General features: G+C 36.8%; 19 protein-coding genes and 1 riboswitch. All 19 genes read left to right on the forward strand.

All coding sequences use genetic code 11. From position 1 onward, the window contains the following. The first annotated feature begins 246 nt into the window (after nucleotides 1–246). A complete protein-coding gene (locus QNH20_RS11490) occupies nucleotides 247–822 on the forward strand; it encodes a DUF6470 family protein (RefSeq protein WP_283923017.1) in 576 nt (191 codons plus the stop codon). A 229-nt stretch (nucleotides 823–1,051) separates the two neighbouring features. Beyond that, a complete protein-coding gene (flgM, locus tag QNH20_RS11495; RefSeq protein ID WP_283923018.1) occupies nucleotides 1,052–1,327 on the forward strand; it encodes a flagellar biosynthesis anti-sigma factor FlgM in 276 nt (91 codons plus the stop codon). 11 nt (nucleotides 1,328–1,338) lie between these two features. Next, on the forward strand, nucleotides 1,339–1,824 hold the full coding sequence (locus QNH20_RS11500; protein WP_283923019.1) for a flagellar protein FlgN: 486 nt from the start codon (nucleotides 1,339–1,341) through the stop codon (nucleotides 1,822–1,824). 35 nt (nucleotides 1,825–1,859) lie between these two features. After that, complete coding sequence (gene flgK / locus QNH20_RS11505) at nucleotides 1,860–3,320, forward strand: flagellar hook-associated protein FlgK (protein ID WP_283923020.1); 1,461 nt, start codon at nucleotides 1,860–1,862, stop codon at nucleotides 3,318–3,320. A 10-nt stretch (nucleotides 3,321–3,330) separates the two neighbouring features. Continuing rightward, nucleotides 3,331–4,239 carry a flagellar hook-associated protein FlgL gene (gene flgL, locus QNH20_RS11510; protein WP_283923021.1) on the forward strand — a complete coding sequence of 303 codons (909 nt, stop codon included), beginning with the start codon at nucleotides 3,331–3,333 and terminating at the stop codon, nucleotides 4,237–4,239. A 179-nt stretch (nucleotides 4,240–4,418) separates the two neighbouring features. Continuing rightward, nucleotides 4,419–5,042, forward strand: a complete 624-nt coding sequence (locus tag QNH20_RS11515; RefSeq protein ID WP_283923022.1) for a flagellar brake protein — start codon at nucleotides 4,419–4,421, stop codon at nucleotides 5,040–5,042. Nucleotides 5,043–5,306: 264 nt separating this feature from the next. After that, nucleotides 5,307–6,305, forward strand: coding sequence for a hypothetical protein (locus tag QNH20_RS11520; protein WP_283923023.1), 999 nt, complete (start codon nucleotides 5,307–5,309; stop codon nucleotides 6,303–6,305). Nucleotides 6,306–6,427: 122 nt separating this feature from the next. Next, complete coding sequence (gene fliS / locus QNH20_RS11525) at nucleotides 6,428–6,808, forward strand: flagellar export chaperone FliS (RefSeq protein ID WP_283923024.1); 381 nt, start codon at nucleotides 6,428–6,430, stop codon at nucleotides 6,806–6,808. A 14-nt stretch (nucleotides 6,809–6,822) separates the two neighbouring features. Next, nucleotides 6,823–7,170, forward strand: coding sequence for a flagellar protein FliT (gene fliT / locus QNH20_RS11530; protein ID WP_283923025.1), 348 nt, complete (start codon nucleotides 6,823–6,825; stop codon nucleotides 7,168–7,170). A gap of 279 nt (nucleotides 7,171–7,449) precedes the next feature. Next, nucleotides 7,450–7,536: riboswitch (cyclic di-GMP riboswitch) on the forward strand. A gap of 170 nt (nucleotides 7,537–7,706) precedes the next feature. Continuing rightward, entirely contained in the window at nucleotides 7,707–8,021 is a 315-nt protein-coding gene (locus QNH20_RS11535) for a hypothetical protein (RefSeq protein WP_283923026.1), read from the forward strand. Between the two features lie 94 nt (nucleotides 8,022–8,115). Beyond that, on the forward strand, nucleotides 8,116–8,784 hold the full coding sequence (locus QNH20_RS11540; protein ID WP_283923027.1) for a glucosaminidase domain-containing protein: 669 nt from the start codon (nucleotides 8,116–8,118) through the stop codon (nucleotides 8,782–8,784). A gap of 149 nt (nucleotides 8,785–8,933) precedes the next feature. Then, nucleotides 8,934–9,326 carry a flagellar basal body rod protein FlgB gene (flgB, locus tag QNH20_RS11545; RefSeq protein WP_283923028.1) on the forward strand — a complete coding sequence of 131 codons (393 nt, stop codon included), beginning with the start codon at nucleotides 8,934–8,936 and terminating at the stop codon, nucleotides 9,324–9,326. Between the two features lie 5 nt (nucleotides 9,327–9,331). Next, nucleotides 9,332–9,787, forward strand: a complete 456-nt coding sequence (gene flgC, locus QNH20_RS11550; RefSeq protein ID WP_283923029.1) for a flagellar basal body rod protein FlgC — start codon at nucleotides 9,332–9,334, stop codon at nucleotides 9,785–9,787. Nucleotides 9,788–9,798: 11 nt separating this feature from the next. After that, complete coding sequence (gene fliE / locus QNH20_RS11555) at nucleotides 9,799–10,098, forward strand: flagellar hook-basal body complex protein FliE (RefSeq protein ID WP_283923030.1); 300 nt, start codon at nucleotides 9,799–9,801, stop codon at nucleotides 10,096–10,098. Between the two features lie 30 nt (nucleotides 10,099–10,128). Next, the gene (gene fliF / locus QNH20_RS11560) at nucleotides 10,129–11,718 is read left to right on the forward strand and encodes a flagellar basal-body MS-ring/collar protein FliF (protein ID WP_283923031.1); all 1,590 of its coding nucleotides are present in this window, start codon (nucleotides 10,129–10,131) and stop codon (nucleotides 11,716–11,718) included. Between the two features lie 5 nt (nucleotides 11,719–11,723). Then, nucleotides 11,724–12,734, forward strand: a complete 1,011-nt coding sequence (gene fliG / locus QNH20_RS11565; RefSeq protein ID WP_283923032.1) for a flagellar motor switch protein FliG — start codon at nucleotides 11,724–11,726, stop codon at nucleotides 12,732–12,734. Next, nucleotides 12,718–13,548 (forward strand): FliH/SctL family protein, encoded by an 831-nt coding sequence (locus tag QNH20_RS11570; RefSeq protein WP_283923033.1) that lies wholly within the window; start codon nucleotides 12,718–12,720, stop codon nucleotides 13,546–13,548. The genes fliG and QNH20_RS11570 overlap by 17 nt, the downstream gene beginning before the upstream one ends. Beyond that, a complete protein-coding gene (gene fliI, locus QNH20_RS11575; RefSeq protein ID WP_283923034.1) occupies nucleotides 13,511–14,854 on the forward strand; it encodes a flagellar protein export ATPase FliI in 1,344 nt (447 codons plus the stop codon). The genes QNH20_RS11570 and fliI overlap by 38 nt, the downstream gene beginning before the upstream one ends. Continuing rightward, nucleotides 14,851–15,285, forward strand: coding sequence for a flagellar export protein FliJ (gene fliJ / locus QNH20_RS11580; RefSeq protein WP_283923035.1), 435 nt, complete (start codon nucleotides 14,851–14,853; stop codon nucleotides 15,283–15,285). Before fliI ends, fliJ begins: the two co-directional genes overlap by 4 nt. Nucleotides 15,286–15,287 lie beyond the last annotated feature (2 nt).

The following is a 15,287-nucleotide window of genomic DNA, read 5'->3' on the forward strand; positions in this document are numbered from 1 at the left end:
GGAGGGCCTGACGTTGAAGTCGTTCTTTGACTTCAGCGGCAGGACCGAAGCGACCTCGAGGGGCTAGGCGCTGCAGCTAGACGAGCTCCCCGAACCGCCCGGGGAAAGCGAAGCGCCTGGAGCGCAAATCAACTGGCAAGTTTAACAAAGCCTTCTTTTTAAATAAAATTGTCGCAACTTGACATCAATTTTGATACCATTTTTATATAATAATATTCAGCAACAACAATTTAAGGAGTTGAAGTAATGCAACTACCTCAAATACGAATGCATCAAACCTATGCCCAAATTGGACTACGTACAGTTGAGCCTGTGCAGGAAATCCAACAGATTCCTGCCGATCTATCAATTAAACAGTATCCGTCAAAGATGAATATTGAACGTAAACCATCACAATTTGAAATAGATCAAGAACAGGCTTGGAATGAGTTGAATCTTAAAAAGATTAGTGTGTTAAGTGCTGACATGGCTGAATTTTCCAAACAAGAAGGGTTAGAGGCGATTGCTCAAATTTCTCAAGAGGGAGATCAATTAGCGAGAATTGAACATAAGAACGATGCAATTGCGTCAATTGCCGCAGAAAAAGGTAACCCTGAACCGGCCGATTTCAACGTCGCTTTCATCCCGAGTTACGGCTCAGTGAAAATTCATTATACCCCAAGTGAGTTGTCTATTAACTGGGAACAGGGGGGGACTGAGATTGAATTTACGCCGCATAAGCCAATACACAACTATACTCCGGGAAAGACGAATGTATACCTTCGCCAAATGCAAGATCTTCAAATCGATTTTGTCGGATTAAATGTGAATTATAAATTGTAATTAAAGAGAATAAAAATTAAAGTCAAACAGCAGTGGGAGGCGATGAAAACTACTTTCCGCTGTTTCTCATTTTTTTTGATACAAAAATTGTTTTAATAATTTTTAAGGAATTAATTATTAGATGACTCCGCGTTAGTTTTTAATAATTTACTAATTTATTATTAATTTTGCTAAACTATTTTTTAGTACGGCCGATTATATATATTAGAGGAATAGGAGGTCAAGGCTCATGCGAATAAATGATACGAAATATGGTTTTTATTCCTATCAAAATCAAAAGAATCGTTCTAACATAGAAAATAATATAAAAAAATCAAACTCTTCATCAGAAGTGAAAATATCTTCACTAGGGAGAGAAATTTCTCAAGCGATGAAATCAGAGCAAGCACAGCGGCCAAACCGAATTGAAGAATTGAAAAAACAGATTTCCAACGGGAACTATCACGTTGATAGCAGTAAAATTGCCGATAAACTAATTGAATTTTGGAAGAATAACTCCATTTAGGAGCTGAGAAAATGGAATATCTAAAAATGTTAAAGCACACAATGGAAACTCTTGTCGATGTCCATAAACGCTTATTGGATTTGGTTAGAGAGAAACAACACATCCTTATTAAGGGTGACACTAATGATCTTCAGAATATGGTCAATCGAGAAAGTTTATTCGTAGTCGAAATTCAAAAACTCGAAAAGAAAAGAAACCTATTAGTCCAAGAGTTTTTGGAGCAGAAGGGCGTTAAGGGTTCGTCCTTCCCCCTTGAGGAAATAATAAAAATGGAAGACGATACTGATACAAATGCCACTATAATAATCATAGCAAAGCAGCTTCGTATTTTGATTCAGGAAATTACCCAAATAAACGAAAGTAACCAACAATTAATCCTTACATCCCTTTCATATGTTCAATACTCTATGGGGATGTTAGTTCTAAAAGAACCAGCTATTGGATATGGACCAAATGCTGTCAATAGATATTCAAACCTATTAGATGCAAAAGTTTAGATGTATATAAATTTTAATAGAAGGAAGGAATGGGAATGGCTTCAACTTTTCATGGATTAGAATTAGGGAAAAGGGGCCTTTATGCACAGCAATCAGCTCTTAATACCACTAGTCATAACATTACCAATGTAAATACAATTGGATATAGCCGTCAAAGGGCAGAAATGCAAGCAACTAATGCGATTCCTTATCCAGGAATGCACGGCGATAAATCTCCCGCCCAATTGGGAACTGGTGTTGAGGTTAATAAACTGATTAGGTTAAGAGAAGAATTTTTAGATGTGCAATTTCGTAATGAATACAAAAATCTAGGTTACCATGAAGCAAAAAGTGGTACTTTTACTAGAATTGAAGAACTTCTGAATGAACCATCTGAAGATGGCCTAGCGCATACAATGGATGAATTCTGGAAGGGATGGCAGGAGCTAGTGAAAAACCCTGACAGTGCCGCTGTCCGTTCAGTAGTTAGACAAAAGGGAGTAGCCGTTGCCCAAACTTTCAATCAAATAATGGATTCTCTTGATCAGATGCAGAATGATCTCCAAAACATAATAAAGACTAAAACGGAAGAGGTTAACTCTTTAGCTTCACAAATTAGTATTTTAAACGAACAAATTTCTCGAAGGATAGTAAATGACTATCAACCAAATGATTTACTTGATCAACGAGATGTCTTAATAGACCAACTTTCTAAAATAGTGGATATAGATGTTAAGAATTCTGCGAATGGCATGGTAGACATCAGTGTAGGTAATGGTGCTTTAGTTACTGGCAAAACATCTAATACGCTAACAATCGGCTTTGACCAAAATAGTGGATTAGTAGATCCAGCTGAGATAAAAATTGGTGGACAAACAGTAGATTTGGGTTCAGGGGAATTGTTGGGAAACATTGAATCGTATGGAATCATGGGAGGAAATCGAAATTCAACTATTCCTTATTATAAAGATAAAATCAATGAACTGGCGATGACATTCGCAAATGCAGTAAATGAAGTTCATTTAAGTGGTTTAAATTTAGATAATATTTCAGGTGTCTCGAACACAAAGGTGGAATTTTTTACAGGTTCATCCGCGAAAGACTTGCAAGTAAATCCAGAAATTATGAAATCTTTAAATTTAATTGCTGCTGCAAAAGACGAGGGCGGAGGGCAATCATCTAAAGGTAATGGTGAACTCGCTCAAGAAATTGCAAATATCAAATTCAAAGATCTTAATTTTACGGGTACTACTTCTACTGCAGATGACTTTTATCGTAATATTATTGGTCAACTAGGTATTGATTCACAAGAATCTCAGCGGATGCAGAACAACTATGAAGGGATTATAAAGCAGGTAGAGAATCGCCGCCAATCCGTTTCCGGTGTATCCTTAGATGAAGAAGTGGCCAATATGATAAAATTTCAACAAGCATATAATGCTGCTGCACGAATTGTTACGTCAGTGGATCAATGTTTAGATAAAGTGATCAACGGCATGGGCCGAGTAGGATTGTAGGAGGATCAATATGGGTTACCGAGTTACTCAAACTATACTCAATCAAAATTTTTTGTTTAATTTACAGCGAAGTAATAAGGCAATGGAAAAATATCAAGAACAGGCATCTTCAGGAAAGAAAATTAATAGACCCTCCGACAATCCAATAACAGCGGTTCATGGAATGTTTTACCGTTCTTCGCTTAATGAAGTCGAACAATTTAAACGAAATGCCGAGGACGGACACTCTTGGATGAATTCGACAGATGAAGCGCTGAATGAGGTAAATTCTGTATTGCAGCGAGTTCGTGAGCTTACGGTACAGGGACTTAACGAAACGAATGATCCAAGTGCACTTTATGCTATTGGTGAAGAAATCAATCAGCTAAAAGAACATCTAGGTGAGATCGCCAATACGCAAATTGCAGGCAAATACATTTTTGCGGGTACGGATATAAAAACCCCCCCTTATAGGACGGATCCAGCTGTACCAGGGTCACCAAAAGAGTTTAGAAGCACAAACCAAGAAATGTTAGAGTTACAAGTGGGACAGACAAATTATGTACAAATAAATACTAATGGAACAAACGTATTCAATAATGACGGTATCGGCGGGATATTTAAAGTGCTCTCAGATATCGAATCCGATTTTAAATCTTCCAATAAGATTACCACTGATCACTTAGGTAAATTAGATAATCAGATGGATAATATCCTCAAGGAACGCTCAGAATTGGGCGCACGCGTAAACCGAATGGAGTTAAGTATGTCGCGGATCGATGGAATCGAAATATCAACAACCAGTTTATTATCAAAGGAAGAGGATGTGGATATTGCGAAAGTAATTATTGATTTGAAGGCACAGGAAAATGTGCAGCGTGCTGCATTATCCGTAGGTGCTCGTATTATTCAAACATCCTTAGTAGATTTTTTACGTTAATTTTTTTCTCGGGTAACACATGCAGCTTTTGTGTTATCCTTTTTTGGTTTTATGATATTAAAAATAATTCACTTTCAATTTGGTAAAGCATTTCCAAAATTCAGTATCTTTTATCCTGTTATTTTGATAAAATTAAAAAGAAAATTATAATTTAATAATGACGATAGCAGGTGTAGTTTATGTATCCTAAAGTAAATCAGAATATAATGATTGATATAAAAAGTCATGGTCGGACATTTCGGTCTATTATTGCCGAGGTTGGAGAAGAGGAAATTTTAATTAGTTTTCCTTTAGATAGGAAAATAATCGGGCTGTTACCGGAAGGATCGCTTGTAGATATCATCTATATGGTGGATGAAAATCAATATAAGTTCCTATCAAAAATTATTGGCAGAAAAACAGATACAATCCCTTTATGTCGAATATCGAAACCACAGGAAAAAGAGATTATCAGGATTCAACGAAGAGATAATTTTCGTGTGAATTCCCATTTATTGCTGATGATAAATGAAAATAGGCTATACACTATCAATATAAGCGCAGGTGGAATATTGTTTAGCTGTGGATTGGAAATGGAACTGCAGCAAGGAGAATTGGTTTTGGGGACTTTGATACTTCCGTCTATACAGGGAAAGGACACGGCCATTATACCCTTTCAAGGCCAAATTAAACGAATCAACGTATTAAAAAATCTAGATAGAAAAAATATTGCTTTAAAATTTACTGAGATAAATAACCGGGATCAAATGAAAATTGTTCAACATTGTTTTGAAAGACAAAGGCAAAGCAGATTGACACGGTAATCAAAATTATTTCAAAATACAATTAAATATTATCTTGGTCTGTTCTAATCTATCATGGTTAATAAGCTATATAAATATATTCTATAAGTTTCAATGTTCTTTTCAAAATATTCAAACCAATCATTTACAAATCTTTACAAAGTCAGTATAATTATTATAAAATAAGTTAACCTAAAAATTTTCACATTTTTTGATATACACCCAAAAAAAAATTCATAACAACGAAACATATATTAAAACATCAGGTATGAAGAGAGTTTGAAAATGTCAAAATTAGTTTTACCTTTTTGTAGATGGGCAAAAAAGTTTGTAAAACCAAGTATGTTCAAATCTCATATTCATTTTGGAGGTATTCTAATGAGTTTTAAATCTGCAATATTTCAGATGAAAGAAGCGATAATCAATCAAGAAGTAGGACCATCAGAACAAGATTTTATTCAAAATTTGGAGTCTAACAACGGCTTACGTGCTGGATCATTAATTTTTTATTATAATAATTTTGTGATGTTAAGAATGAATAACTCTGAAAATTCTACCCAGATTCTTGATGATTCCAAAAAAGTTAATCGAAAATGGAGCAAAAATGAAATTGAGTTTTTGTTTCAATATATTAAGGAACGACAAGAAGAAGGTGCTCTAAATATTACAGAAATTTTAGAGGAAGCAGCTAAAGTTTTAAATCGTGGATATCAGTCAGTTAACTATAAATATTATTCGATTATCAAGGCAAAGGCTAAAGAAGAAGATGCCAATCAAAATGGCTATCAATTTATAACGATAACTGAGAAGAACGTTCCTGTGTTGGCTACAGAAGTAATAGGGGATACGCAGACTACGCCACAAGTCCATCAGATGTCATCGGCGCAAGATCAGGATGATTTGCTCGACATCTTATCTGGACTAATAACCAATGTGCAACAACTTCCTGGGATTAATTTAAACGAACTTTTTAGAAGTTTATATCATCTTACAAACATGGCGCTTCAGAATCAGGATGCGGTTCAACAGATTGAAAGTATGAAATCAGAAATCAATCTTGAAAAAGAAGCAATACGTGAGCAGTTAAAGAAAAAGGAACAACAATTCATTCAGGAGAAAAAACGTAATGATGAATTGCAATTAGAGGTTGCTAAGCTGGCAAAGGAGATTACTGCCTTTAACCAATTAGGAGATGCTGCAAAAATACAACAACTGAAATCGTACAATCAAAGGCTTAATTACATCATTGACAGCTTCGGAGTAGTTCTTAAAGTTAGCGGCTAAGTTTTTAGAAAGAACAGCCATTAAAACATCAAATTATTTTTATCTCATCTCCTTAACTATTTTTCGGTTTTTCCGATAAATAATAATAGAACGCAGTGGATTTTAAAAGGAGAAAATCAAACATGGCATTTAGCAATCCTTATCAAACTTATCAAAAACAAGCGGTTACTACTTCTAAACCAGAAGAATTGACCCTTATGTTATATCAAGGCATGGTTAAATTCATCCGTTTGTCCAAAACAGCCCTTCAACAAAACAAACTTGAGGAAAGTCACAGTTACAACCTAAGAGCCCAAGATATCGTGAGTGAGTTAATGATGACTTTGAAAAAAGAGTACACCATCTCTGATTCATTGTATACTTTATATGAATATATGAAATCTCGTTTAATTGAGGCCAACATTCATAAAAAACTGGACATATTAGAAGAAGTGGAAGGGTATGCTCTGGAATTAGCGGAAGCTTGGTCAACCGCTATGAATCAAAAGAAAACGAATAATTAAGGTTTGGTATCCCTATGAACGAATTAATTACAGACATTTATGAAATAACGATAAACATGCATCGTGCCTTAAATGTAGAAAATTTTGCAGAATTTGATCAATTATTAAATAATCGGAATTCAATAATGATCAGGATTGATAGGTTCAGGTCTGAAAATCCAAACTACCAATATACAGCTAAAGACAAACAATTGTTGGAAGAAGCTCGTTGTCTTGACCAACGTTTGACTTTCCTATTAAGAGAAAATATTGCTGAAACACAGAACTCTCTAAATCAAATAAAGCAGAATAAACAAGTTTCCCAAAAATATCGCCCATATCTTAAACAAACAGACGGTGTATATTTAGATTCCAAAAAGTAATTAAAGTGCGTGATCACACATGACGGAATGGGTGATTCATGCATTTTTTTTTTGTAAAAAAAAATTAAAAATAAAAGGCTAATTTTAGCTTATTTGGCCCGTAGGAATGATTGATAGGACTATTTACGATAAAAATATGAATTTTTTATGGGTATATTTTTGAAAATGAAACTTTTGGACTAGTAATTTCGACACAAAATGATAAAATAGTAGTATATTCGATATTGCAAAAACATTCTATGATTTATTTAGAGATTAGTATAATATTTACAAATAATTATCTCGAAAAGGCATAGCTGATGAAAATCAGTGTCGCAAAGCTATAGGGACTAAGGTGCATTTGCACTATGTCAGCCAGTTACCAAAAGATTAAGGATTTGAAATAGGTAAAATGTCTTGCTAGGGTGCTTATTTACCCTGCGTAGATTTTTTTCTCTATTACCTCCCTTTTGGTAAAGGCGAGGTTATTTTTTTGCCTAAGCAAAGAAAAAACCATCGTACTCTAAAATATCCAGTTTGTCGAGAGGAAGGTATTCATGATCCAACAGCAAGCATTAACAGACAATCGAGTGTATGGTAAGCTTTATAATTTTATGGAGTATAAAAAGATGAAACCATACTTCGAAAAACCTATTAAAATAACAATGGGGAATCCAATAAATGACACTTATTATTTGGTGAAAAATTTAGTCTACAAGGAAAAGCAGATTTTTGCAATGAAGCAAAATCAGGATTCAAACACAATTATTTTAGTAGAAGCTAAAATAGAAGATGGCCAACTAATACATATTTCTAAGCTTTCAGAAGAATTTTTGGGAGACCTTAGCGGGATGTTTGAAAGAACTATATAATACTTTCTAGGAAAATATAGCTAGAAAAAAATTAATGGGTGTTTTGGATTAATTTTTGTTAGTTTGAGTATATAGGACGAAAGGATGTAATCTATTGATTACCAGTGATAATTGGTTTACCCAAACAATGCTGATTAATACTTTATCTAGGACTGAAAAACTACGTTCGCAGTTGGCAGGATCCACTTCTGATGGGCACAATCTATTTGCTTCAGTCTTGAATCAACTATTGATCCAACAGGAAAGTCAATCGGCAGTAAAACCTCAAATTAATACTTTTATTCCTAATGTTATTTCAGCTGTGGAGCCTAATTTGAGTAATCAAAATGTGTCATTGAATGCGAATGAACCATTACGTTTCCAATTAATTGACCCGGAAAAGTTAAATCAAGTATTGGATGGAAAATTAAAGGGAATGGGTGAAGTTTTTGTTCGCGCGGGAAACCGGTATAATATCAATCCAGCATTATTGACTGCCATTGCTCAACATGAAACCGGCAACGGGAAATCCCGTGCCGCTGCAGAAAAAAATAATGTTGCTGGGATGATGAGTGTTAATGGCTTGAAATCGTACTCTTCAATCGAAGATAGCATAATGGATATGGCTCGCAATTTAAGTAAGAATTATTTAGGACAGGGCTTAACAAGTATTTCAAAGATTGGGTCGAAGTACGCACCGATTGGAGCAGATAATGATCCATCCGGCCTAAATAATAATTGGGTAGTAGGGGTAACCAAGTTTTTTGAACAGCTTAGAGTGTAACAAAGTTTGAATAGGACATCAGGTAAGAAAAAAAAACTGGCAAAACAACCCTTTTAATAGTATATTGATGTAGAAAGTTCTTCGTTTTTGATAAATTCATCAAAAATAATCAAAAAATCTTCTTAAAGATGGAAAGGAGAGTCCTCATCTTGAATAATATCGGCATCCTACATTCAGCATTAAATGCTTCCAGTCTTCGTCAACAGGTCATATCAAATAATATAGCAAATGCGGAAACTCCTGGTTATAAATCTAAGCAAGTGGTGTTTGAGGATATATTAAAGCAACAATTATCTAATCAAACAAATTTTGTAGGAAAACGGACGGACCCTCGTCATGTAATGATTGGGAAATCCGGTGCCACTCCTATGGCCCAGACGATAGAGAATTCGGATACAGTCATGCAAAACAATGGCAACAATGTTGATATCGACAAAGAAATGACTCAGATGGGAAATAATTCATTGTGGTACTATACACTAACACAGCAGCTAACTAGCCAATTTAACCAATTATCAATTTCCATCAAAGGAAGGAGTTAGAAGCGATGTTTGATTCTTTAAATATTAGTGCATCTGCTCTAACCGCCGGACGGTTAAGGATGGATGTAGGCTCTTCCAATATAGCTAACGCCTCTACTACAAGAGGAAAATTCGTAAATGGTGTATGGGAACCCTATCGTCGAAAGATGGTTGTGATGGAACCAAGAGAGAAATCGTTTAATCAAGTTTTACAAGGGGAAATGCAAAAACAAACTGGGTCTCATCCTGCCATGCAAGGGGTAAGGGTGACTGGAATTATCGAAGATCAAACACCTTTTAAGACGGTCTATGATCCCACCAACCCAGATGCAAATGCTGACGGCTATGTCATGATGCCAAATGTCGACCTGTCAAAGGAAATGGTTGATATGCTCGCAGCATCTAGATCCTATGAAGCGAATGTAACGGCATTCAATTCTGGAAAATCAATGATGTTAAAAGCACTAGAAATTGGTCGTTAGGAGGGATATAAATGAATGTATCAAATGTAGGTAGTGAATTAATCAAAATTAATCAAAATCCATTCCAAAATGTAGAAGCTGCCAAACCTAAAACGTCATTTTCAGACGTTCTTCAAGGATATTTGGAGAATGTGGATAGCACCGTGAAGCAAGCACAAGATCTTTCTACAAAAGTAGCTGCAGGTGAAGTTGATAATATTCATGATGTCATGATTGCATCACAAAAGGCGCAATTAGCTTTGGAACTCACGGTCACCATTAGAGATAAGGCTGTGGAAGCATATCAAGAAATGATGCGAATGCAAATATAAAGAATGATGGAAAGCTGGGCAGGGTGAGAAATGAATCGATCATGGATAGAGCAAATCAAACATACCGGAGAGAAATTTAGTGATTATTGGAAGATGAGGAGTAGGAATCAAAAAGTCCTCTTTATAGGGACCTTCTTATTTCTTATTATAGCCCTATCCACTTTTATCTATTTTTCTTCACGTACTGAATATGTACCGCTGTATAACGGTCAATTGACACAGCGGGAAGTAGGGGACATTAAAGCAGAATTGGATAAACAAGGGCAAACTGATTATAAGATATCTGAAAATGGAACGATGTTACTTGTTCCAAAAAAAGCTGCATCTGATTTAGTAGTGGATCTTGCTTCCAAGGGATATCCAAAAGATAACAAAATTAATTATGAAATTTTTGGAGAAAATCTCTCATTCGGAGCGACAGATAAACAATTCGACATACTTGAACGTGAAGCAATGCAAAATCAAATGGCGGATGTTCTTACACATGTAGATGGAATTAAAAACGCAGAAGTCATTTTGACTTTACCTGAAGAATCGGTGTTTATCAAACAGGATCAAGATCAAACAGCCAGTGCTTCTGTGATGGTTGAAGTAGAGCCAGGGGTACAACTTAATTCTCAACAAATAAGAGCACTTTACACTTTAGTTTCACGTAGTGTACCAAAACTTCCACTAGAAAACATAACCATCATGAACCAGTACAGTGAGACATTAGCTCTTAAAGATCCAAATAATGAGGATCAGACAGTTGATAAGTACGAGGAACAGCGGAAAATTCAGCAAAATTTGGAACGGGATATTCAACAGAGCCTGCAAGGAATGCTAGGTACGATCCTTGGAAGCAAAAAAGTATATGTACATACCTTTTTAAAAATGAATTTTGATAAGGTTAAAACAGAAGAACAGTTAGTAAAACCTGTAGATCAAAATAATAATGGTATTGTGATAAGCTCGGAAAAAAGCTCAAAGACAGCTACTGGGACAGGTTCAAATCCTGGGGGTGTTGTGGGAACTGGTGAAACAGATGTTCCAGGATATCCAGGTGCTGACACAGCAGGGGACAGTAGTTATGAAGAGTCGAATAACAAGGTGAACTATGAGGTCAACCGAATTAACAACGAGATCATAAAGAGCCCATATCAAATAGAAGATATTACGATAAATGTTGGTGTCGAGGCAGATCCCGAAAATCCTAATAAGTTACCGAAGGCGACACAAGATAACATTCAAAACATTATTGCAAATACAGTTCGAACGGCACTTGGACATCCTGATTTAACCCAAGAAGAGATTGATCAACGGATTACGATTTTCCCACACACATTCGCTGCAAGCACCAATAGTGAAAGTGAAACTAAGTCGAATTGGCTAAATATTGCTGGCGGAATAGCTTTAGGGACGCTATTGGTCGGCGGGTTAATTTGGTGGCTAGTAAGTCGAAGAAAACAAAATCAATTCGATGAAGAAGAAGAAATGATTTTTACACCTAAAGTCGAAGAACCGGATTATTTTGCAGAACAAGATATGGGTGTTGAAAGTCAATTAAAGAAATTGCTTAATCAAAGACCGGAAGATTTCTCTAAAGTGATTCGAACACTGCTACATGAAGACGAGGGGTGAGTTCCATGGCAACAGCATTAAAGTTGACCGGAAAACAAAAAGCAGCGATATTGCTCATTTCGATGGGAAGGGATGCTTCCACAAAGGTGTTCAAACATTTGCCTGAGGAAGAGATTGATCAGCTTACCCTTGCAATCGCAAATATTCATAAAGTGGATGCCAAGGAAAAAGAAGAGGTATTGGAAGAGTTCCATCAAATGTGCATTGCCCAAGATTATTTAGCAACGGGGGGAATCAGCTTTGCACAGGATGTGTTGGAATCTGCGCTCGGTTCGGATCGAGCTAAACAGATCATTCATCGATTAACTTCACAACTCCAGGTTAAGCCTTTTGAGTTTGCACGCCGCATCGATGCAATGCAAATCTATCAATTCTTACAAAACGAGCATCCGCAAACGATTGCTTTAGTATTAGCCCATTTAGAGACACAACAAGCATCAATAATTCTTTCATCACTGCCTAGTGAACTTCAATACGATGTAGCTAGACGAATTGCATTGTTAGAGCAAACTTCACCTGATGTGATTAAAGAAGTAGAAAGTATCTTAGAACAAAAGTTAGCCTCTACCATCCGTGAGGACTTTACTGTGGTTGGAGGAATTGAATCGATTGTCAGTATCTTAAACGGTGTTGACCGCGGAACGGAAAAAGGTATCTTGGAACACCTCGGTACGAAAGATGAGGCCTTGGTTGAAGAAATCAAGAAAAGAATGTTTCTATTTGAGGATATCATTAATCTCGATCGACGTGCGATTCAGCGTGTTATTCAGGAAGTGGAGAATCATGATTTACTCCTTGCAATGAAAGCCGCCAGTCCAGAGGTCAAAAAAGTTATTTACGAAAACATGTCAGAAAGAATGGTTGAAACGTTCGAAGAAGAAATGAAATTTCTCGGACCAGTCAGAGTTAAAGATGTCGAGGAAGCGCAGGGAAGAATTGTGTTTGTCATTCGCCGCTTAGAGGAAGCTGGAGAGATTGTCATTGCTCGAGGTGGAACTGATGGCATCTTATTCTAAAGTTTTTAAGGCTACTAATCTATCATTGATGGAAGAAGTGAAAGTTATTACCCAGCCGCTTCTTCCATCCCAAATAAATGTTGAAGCAATGGATGGAAATACAACGAATGATGGTGTTGAAGCTGATGAAACGTTTCAAGCTAACCAAGTGATTCAGGCGGCAAAAGCAGAAGCACAGACAATCATCGAGATGGCCGAGCAAAATGCCCGTTCAATAGAAGCCTCTACGACAGATAAAATCAACCTATGGTGGGAAGAAAACCAACAGAAATTAGAGGCGTTATCATTAGAAGCGAAACAGCAAGGATTTGAAGAAGGGTTAATCACTGGGAAACAAGAAGCTAAAACGCTGATTCAACAAGAATATCAAGGGAAATTAGATCAGGTTCAACAATTGTTACTACAGGCCTATGAACAAAAGGATTCGATTATCTCAGAAGCAGAGCCGTTTTTACTGGAGTTGAGCACGGTTATTGCATCTCAAATAATAAAAAAGGAATTAGAAAGTCATCCTGATCAATTTGTCGAGTTAATTAAACAGCATATACTTCGCTTTAAAGAGAAAGAGTCAATTACGGTCTGTGTTCATCCTGATGATTTTGATTTCATTCATTCACAGCGTGACCACCTAATTGCTGTTGTTAATGGGGAAACAGAAATTAAAATCATTCCGGACCATTCCGTTTCAGAAAAAGGGTGTATTATACGAACTGCTTATGGCAGTGTCGATGCTCGTATTGATACCCAAATTGAGGAAATCAAAAGGGTCATTCTAGATGTTAGAAGGGAGCCGGATCGTGGGATTATCAGTTGAGAACTATAGTAAGCTCATTAGAAATATAGACCCAGTAAGAGTTAATGGTAAGATAACCCAAATAATTGGACTTACAATTGAATCTCAAGGTCCTGACGTTAGAATTGGCGAACTATGTTCGATTTATCCTTCTCAGTCACAGACTCCCATTCAAGCAGAGGTTGTTGGTATTAAGGAGAATAAAGTGCTGCTCATGCCTCTCGGTGAAGTGCGCTCCATCGGTCCAGGATGTGATGTAGTCGCAAGCGGCAAACCAATGAAAGTTAAGGCCGGCAGCCAATTGTTAGGACGGATTCTGGATGGTTTAGGAAACCCTATCGATGGAAAGCCATTACCATTAGGTTTAGAGGAAGTGCCAACTTACTCTATTCCCCCTAATCCACTCAGTCGACCACGAATTCATTCTCCCTTAGGGGTAGGCGTACGAACGATTGATGGATTATTAACAATGGGTAAAGGGCAAAGAATGGGAATCTTTGCAGGTAGCGGTGTTGGTAAAAGTACACTTCTTGGAATGATTTCTCGAAATACCACAGCTGAAGTGAACGTCATCGCCTTAATCGGCGAGCGAGGACGTGAAGTTCTCGATTTCATTGAACAAAATTTGGGGGAAGAAGGGTTAAAAAAATCAGTCGTCATCGTCGCGACCTCTGATCAACCTGCCCTTATCCGAATTAAAGGTGCCTTAACAGCGACTTCCATTGCTGAGTATTTCCGTGACCAAGGTAAGGATGTCTTACTTGTGATGGATTCCGTCACTCGATTTGCAATGGCACAAAGAGAAGTTGGATTAGCTATTGGTGAACCCCCTACGACCAAGGGGTATACTCCTTCTGTGTTTGCGATGCTTCCACAACTATTGGAACGGGCCGGAACTGGACCTAAAGGATCGATTTCGGCGATTTATACGGTTCTGGTGGATGGAGATGACATGAACGAACCGATAGCAGATGCGGTAAGAGGAATTCTCGATGGACATATTGTCTTAAACCGTGCGATTGCGGGAAAAGGAATATTTCCTTCGATTGATGTGTTAAATAGTGCAAGCAGGGTCATGACCGAAATTATCTCTGACGAGCAATTAAATGCATCACAAAACTTTAAGAAATTACTTGCTTCCTATAATGAAGCAGAGGATTTAATCAATATTGGTGCGTATAAGAAAGGTTCGAATCGTGATATCGATTTGGCGATTCGGCTAAAGCCGACTATGGATCAATTTTTACGACAAGGTATTTATGAAGCTTCTCAGCTTGAGGAGGCAGAGTCCTTCTTACTTTCACAATTTGGAGCGATGATGCGATGAAATTTACGTTTTCCTTTCAAAAAGTACTTGATGTCAAAGAAAAAGAACAGGAAATTGCGAAGCAAGAATATGGCACAACCAAACTTCGCCAATTAGAACTAGCGGAACAGATCGAAGGGTTAGAATTGGTCAAAGAGAATGTTTTCAGACAATATAATGACGTTGATCGAAAAACAGTCAAGGAGATTTTGGAGTTTCAACAAGAAATCGACCATGTTAGCCATCGAATGAAGCAATTGGAAGATCAATCACAGCGAATTCAACTAGAAGTTGAACAAAAACACCAAGTGCTAATCAAAAAAAATCAGGAATCAAAAATGTGGAATATATGGAAGACAAAATCAATGGAAGCTTTTCAAAAGCAGCTCGATTTGAGTGAACAAGCGATGTTAGATGAAATGGCCGTCTTACGCTATACCCGAAGGACATGAGG

Origin of the sequence: Neobacillus sp. WH10 (assembly GCF_030123405.1) — a bacterium.
Lineage (GTDB): Bacteria > Bacillota > Bacilli > Bacillales > Cytobacillaceae > Neobacillus.

Excerpts from the sequence above, each read along its gene's own strand:
- flgK (WP_283923020.1), top strand. The coding sequence starts at position 1,860 with ATGGCTTCAACTTTTCATGGATTAGAATTAGGGAAAAGGGGCCTTTAT.
- fliF (WP_283923031.1), top strand. The coding sequence starts at position 10,129 with ATGAATCGATCATGGATAGAGCAAATCAAACATACCGGAGAGAAATTT.
- QNH20_RS11515 (WP_283923022.1), top strand. The coding sequence starts at position 4,419 with ATGTATCCTAAAGTAAATCAGAATATAATGATTGATATAAAAAGTCAT.
- fliG (WP_283923032.1), top strand. The coding sequence starts at position 11,724 with ATGGCAACAGCATTAAAGTTGACCGGAAAACAAAAAGCAGCGATATTG.
- QNH20_RS11490 (WP_283923017.1), top strand. The coding sequence starts at position 247 with ATGCAACTACCTCAAATACGAATGCATCAAACCTATGCCCAAATTGGA.
- flgM (WP_283923018.1), top strand. The coding sequence starts at position 1,052 with ATGCGAATAAATGATACGAAATATGGTTTTTATTCCTATCAAAATCAA.
- fliJ (WP_283923035.1), top strand. The coding sequence starts at position 14,851 with ATGAAATTTACGTTTTCCTTTCAAAAAGTACTTGATGTCAAAGAAAAA.
- QNH20_RS11520 (WP_283923023.1), top strand. The coding sequence starts at position 5,307 with ATGTCAAAATTAGTTTTACCTTTTTGTAGATGGGCAAAAAAGTTTGTA.
- fliE (WP_283923030.1), top strand. The coding sequence starts at position 9,799 with ATGAATGTATCAAATGTAGGTAGTGAATTAATCAAAATTAATCAAAAT.
- QNH20_RS11500 (WP_283923019.1), top strand. The coding sequence starts at position 1,339 with ATGGAATATCTAAAAATGTTAAAGCACACAATGGAAACTCTTGTCGAT.
- fliI (WP_283923034.1), top strand. The coding sequence starts at position 13,511 with ATGTTAGAAGGGAGCCGGATCGTGGGATTATCAGTTGAGAACTATAGT.
- QNH20_RS11570 (WP_283923033.1), top strand. The coding sequence starts at position 12,718 with ATGGCATCTTATTCTAAAGTTTTTAAGGCTACTAATCTATCATTGATG.
- flgL (WP_283923021.1), top strand. The coding sequence starts at position 3,331 with ATGGGTTACCGAGTTACTCAAACTATACTCAATCAAAATTTTTTGTTT.
- fliS (WP_283923024.1), top strand. The coding sequence starts at position 6,428 with ATGGCATTTAGCAATCCTTATCAAACTTATCAAAAACAAGCGGTTACT.
- flgC (WP_283923029.1), top strand. The coding sequence starts at position 9,332 with ATGTTTGATTCTTTAAATATTAGTGCATCTGCTCTAACCGCCGGACGG.
- fliT (WP_283923025.1), top strand. The coding sequence starts at position 6,823 with ATGAACGAATTAATTACAGACATTTATGAAATAACGATAAACATGCAT.
- QNH20_RS11535 (WP_283923026.1), top strand. The coding sequence starts at position 7,707 with ATGATCCAACAGCAAGCATTAACAGACAATCGAGTGTATGGTAAGCTT.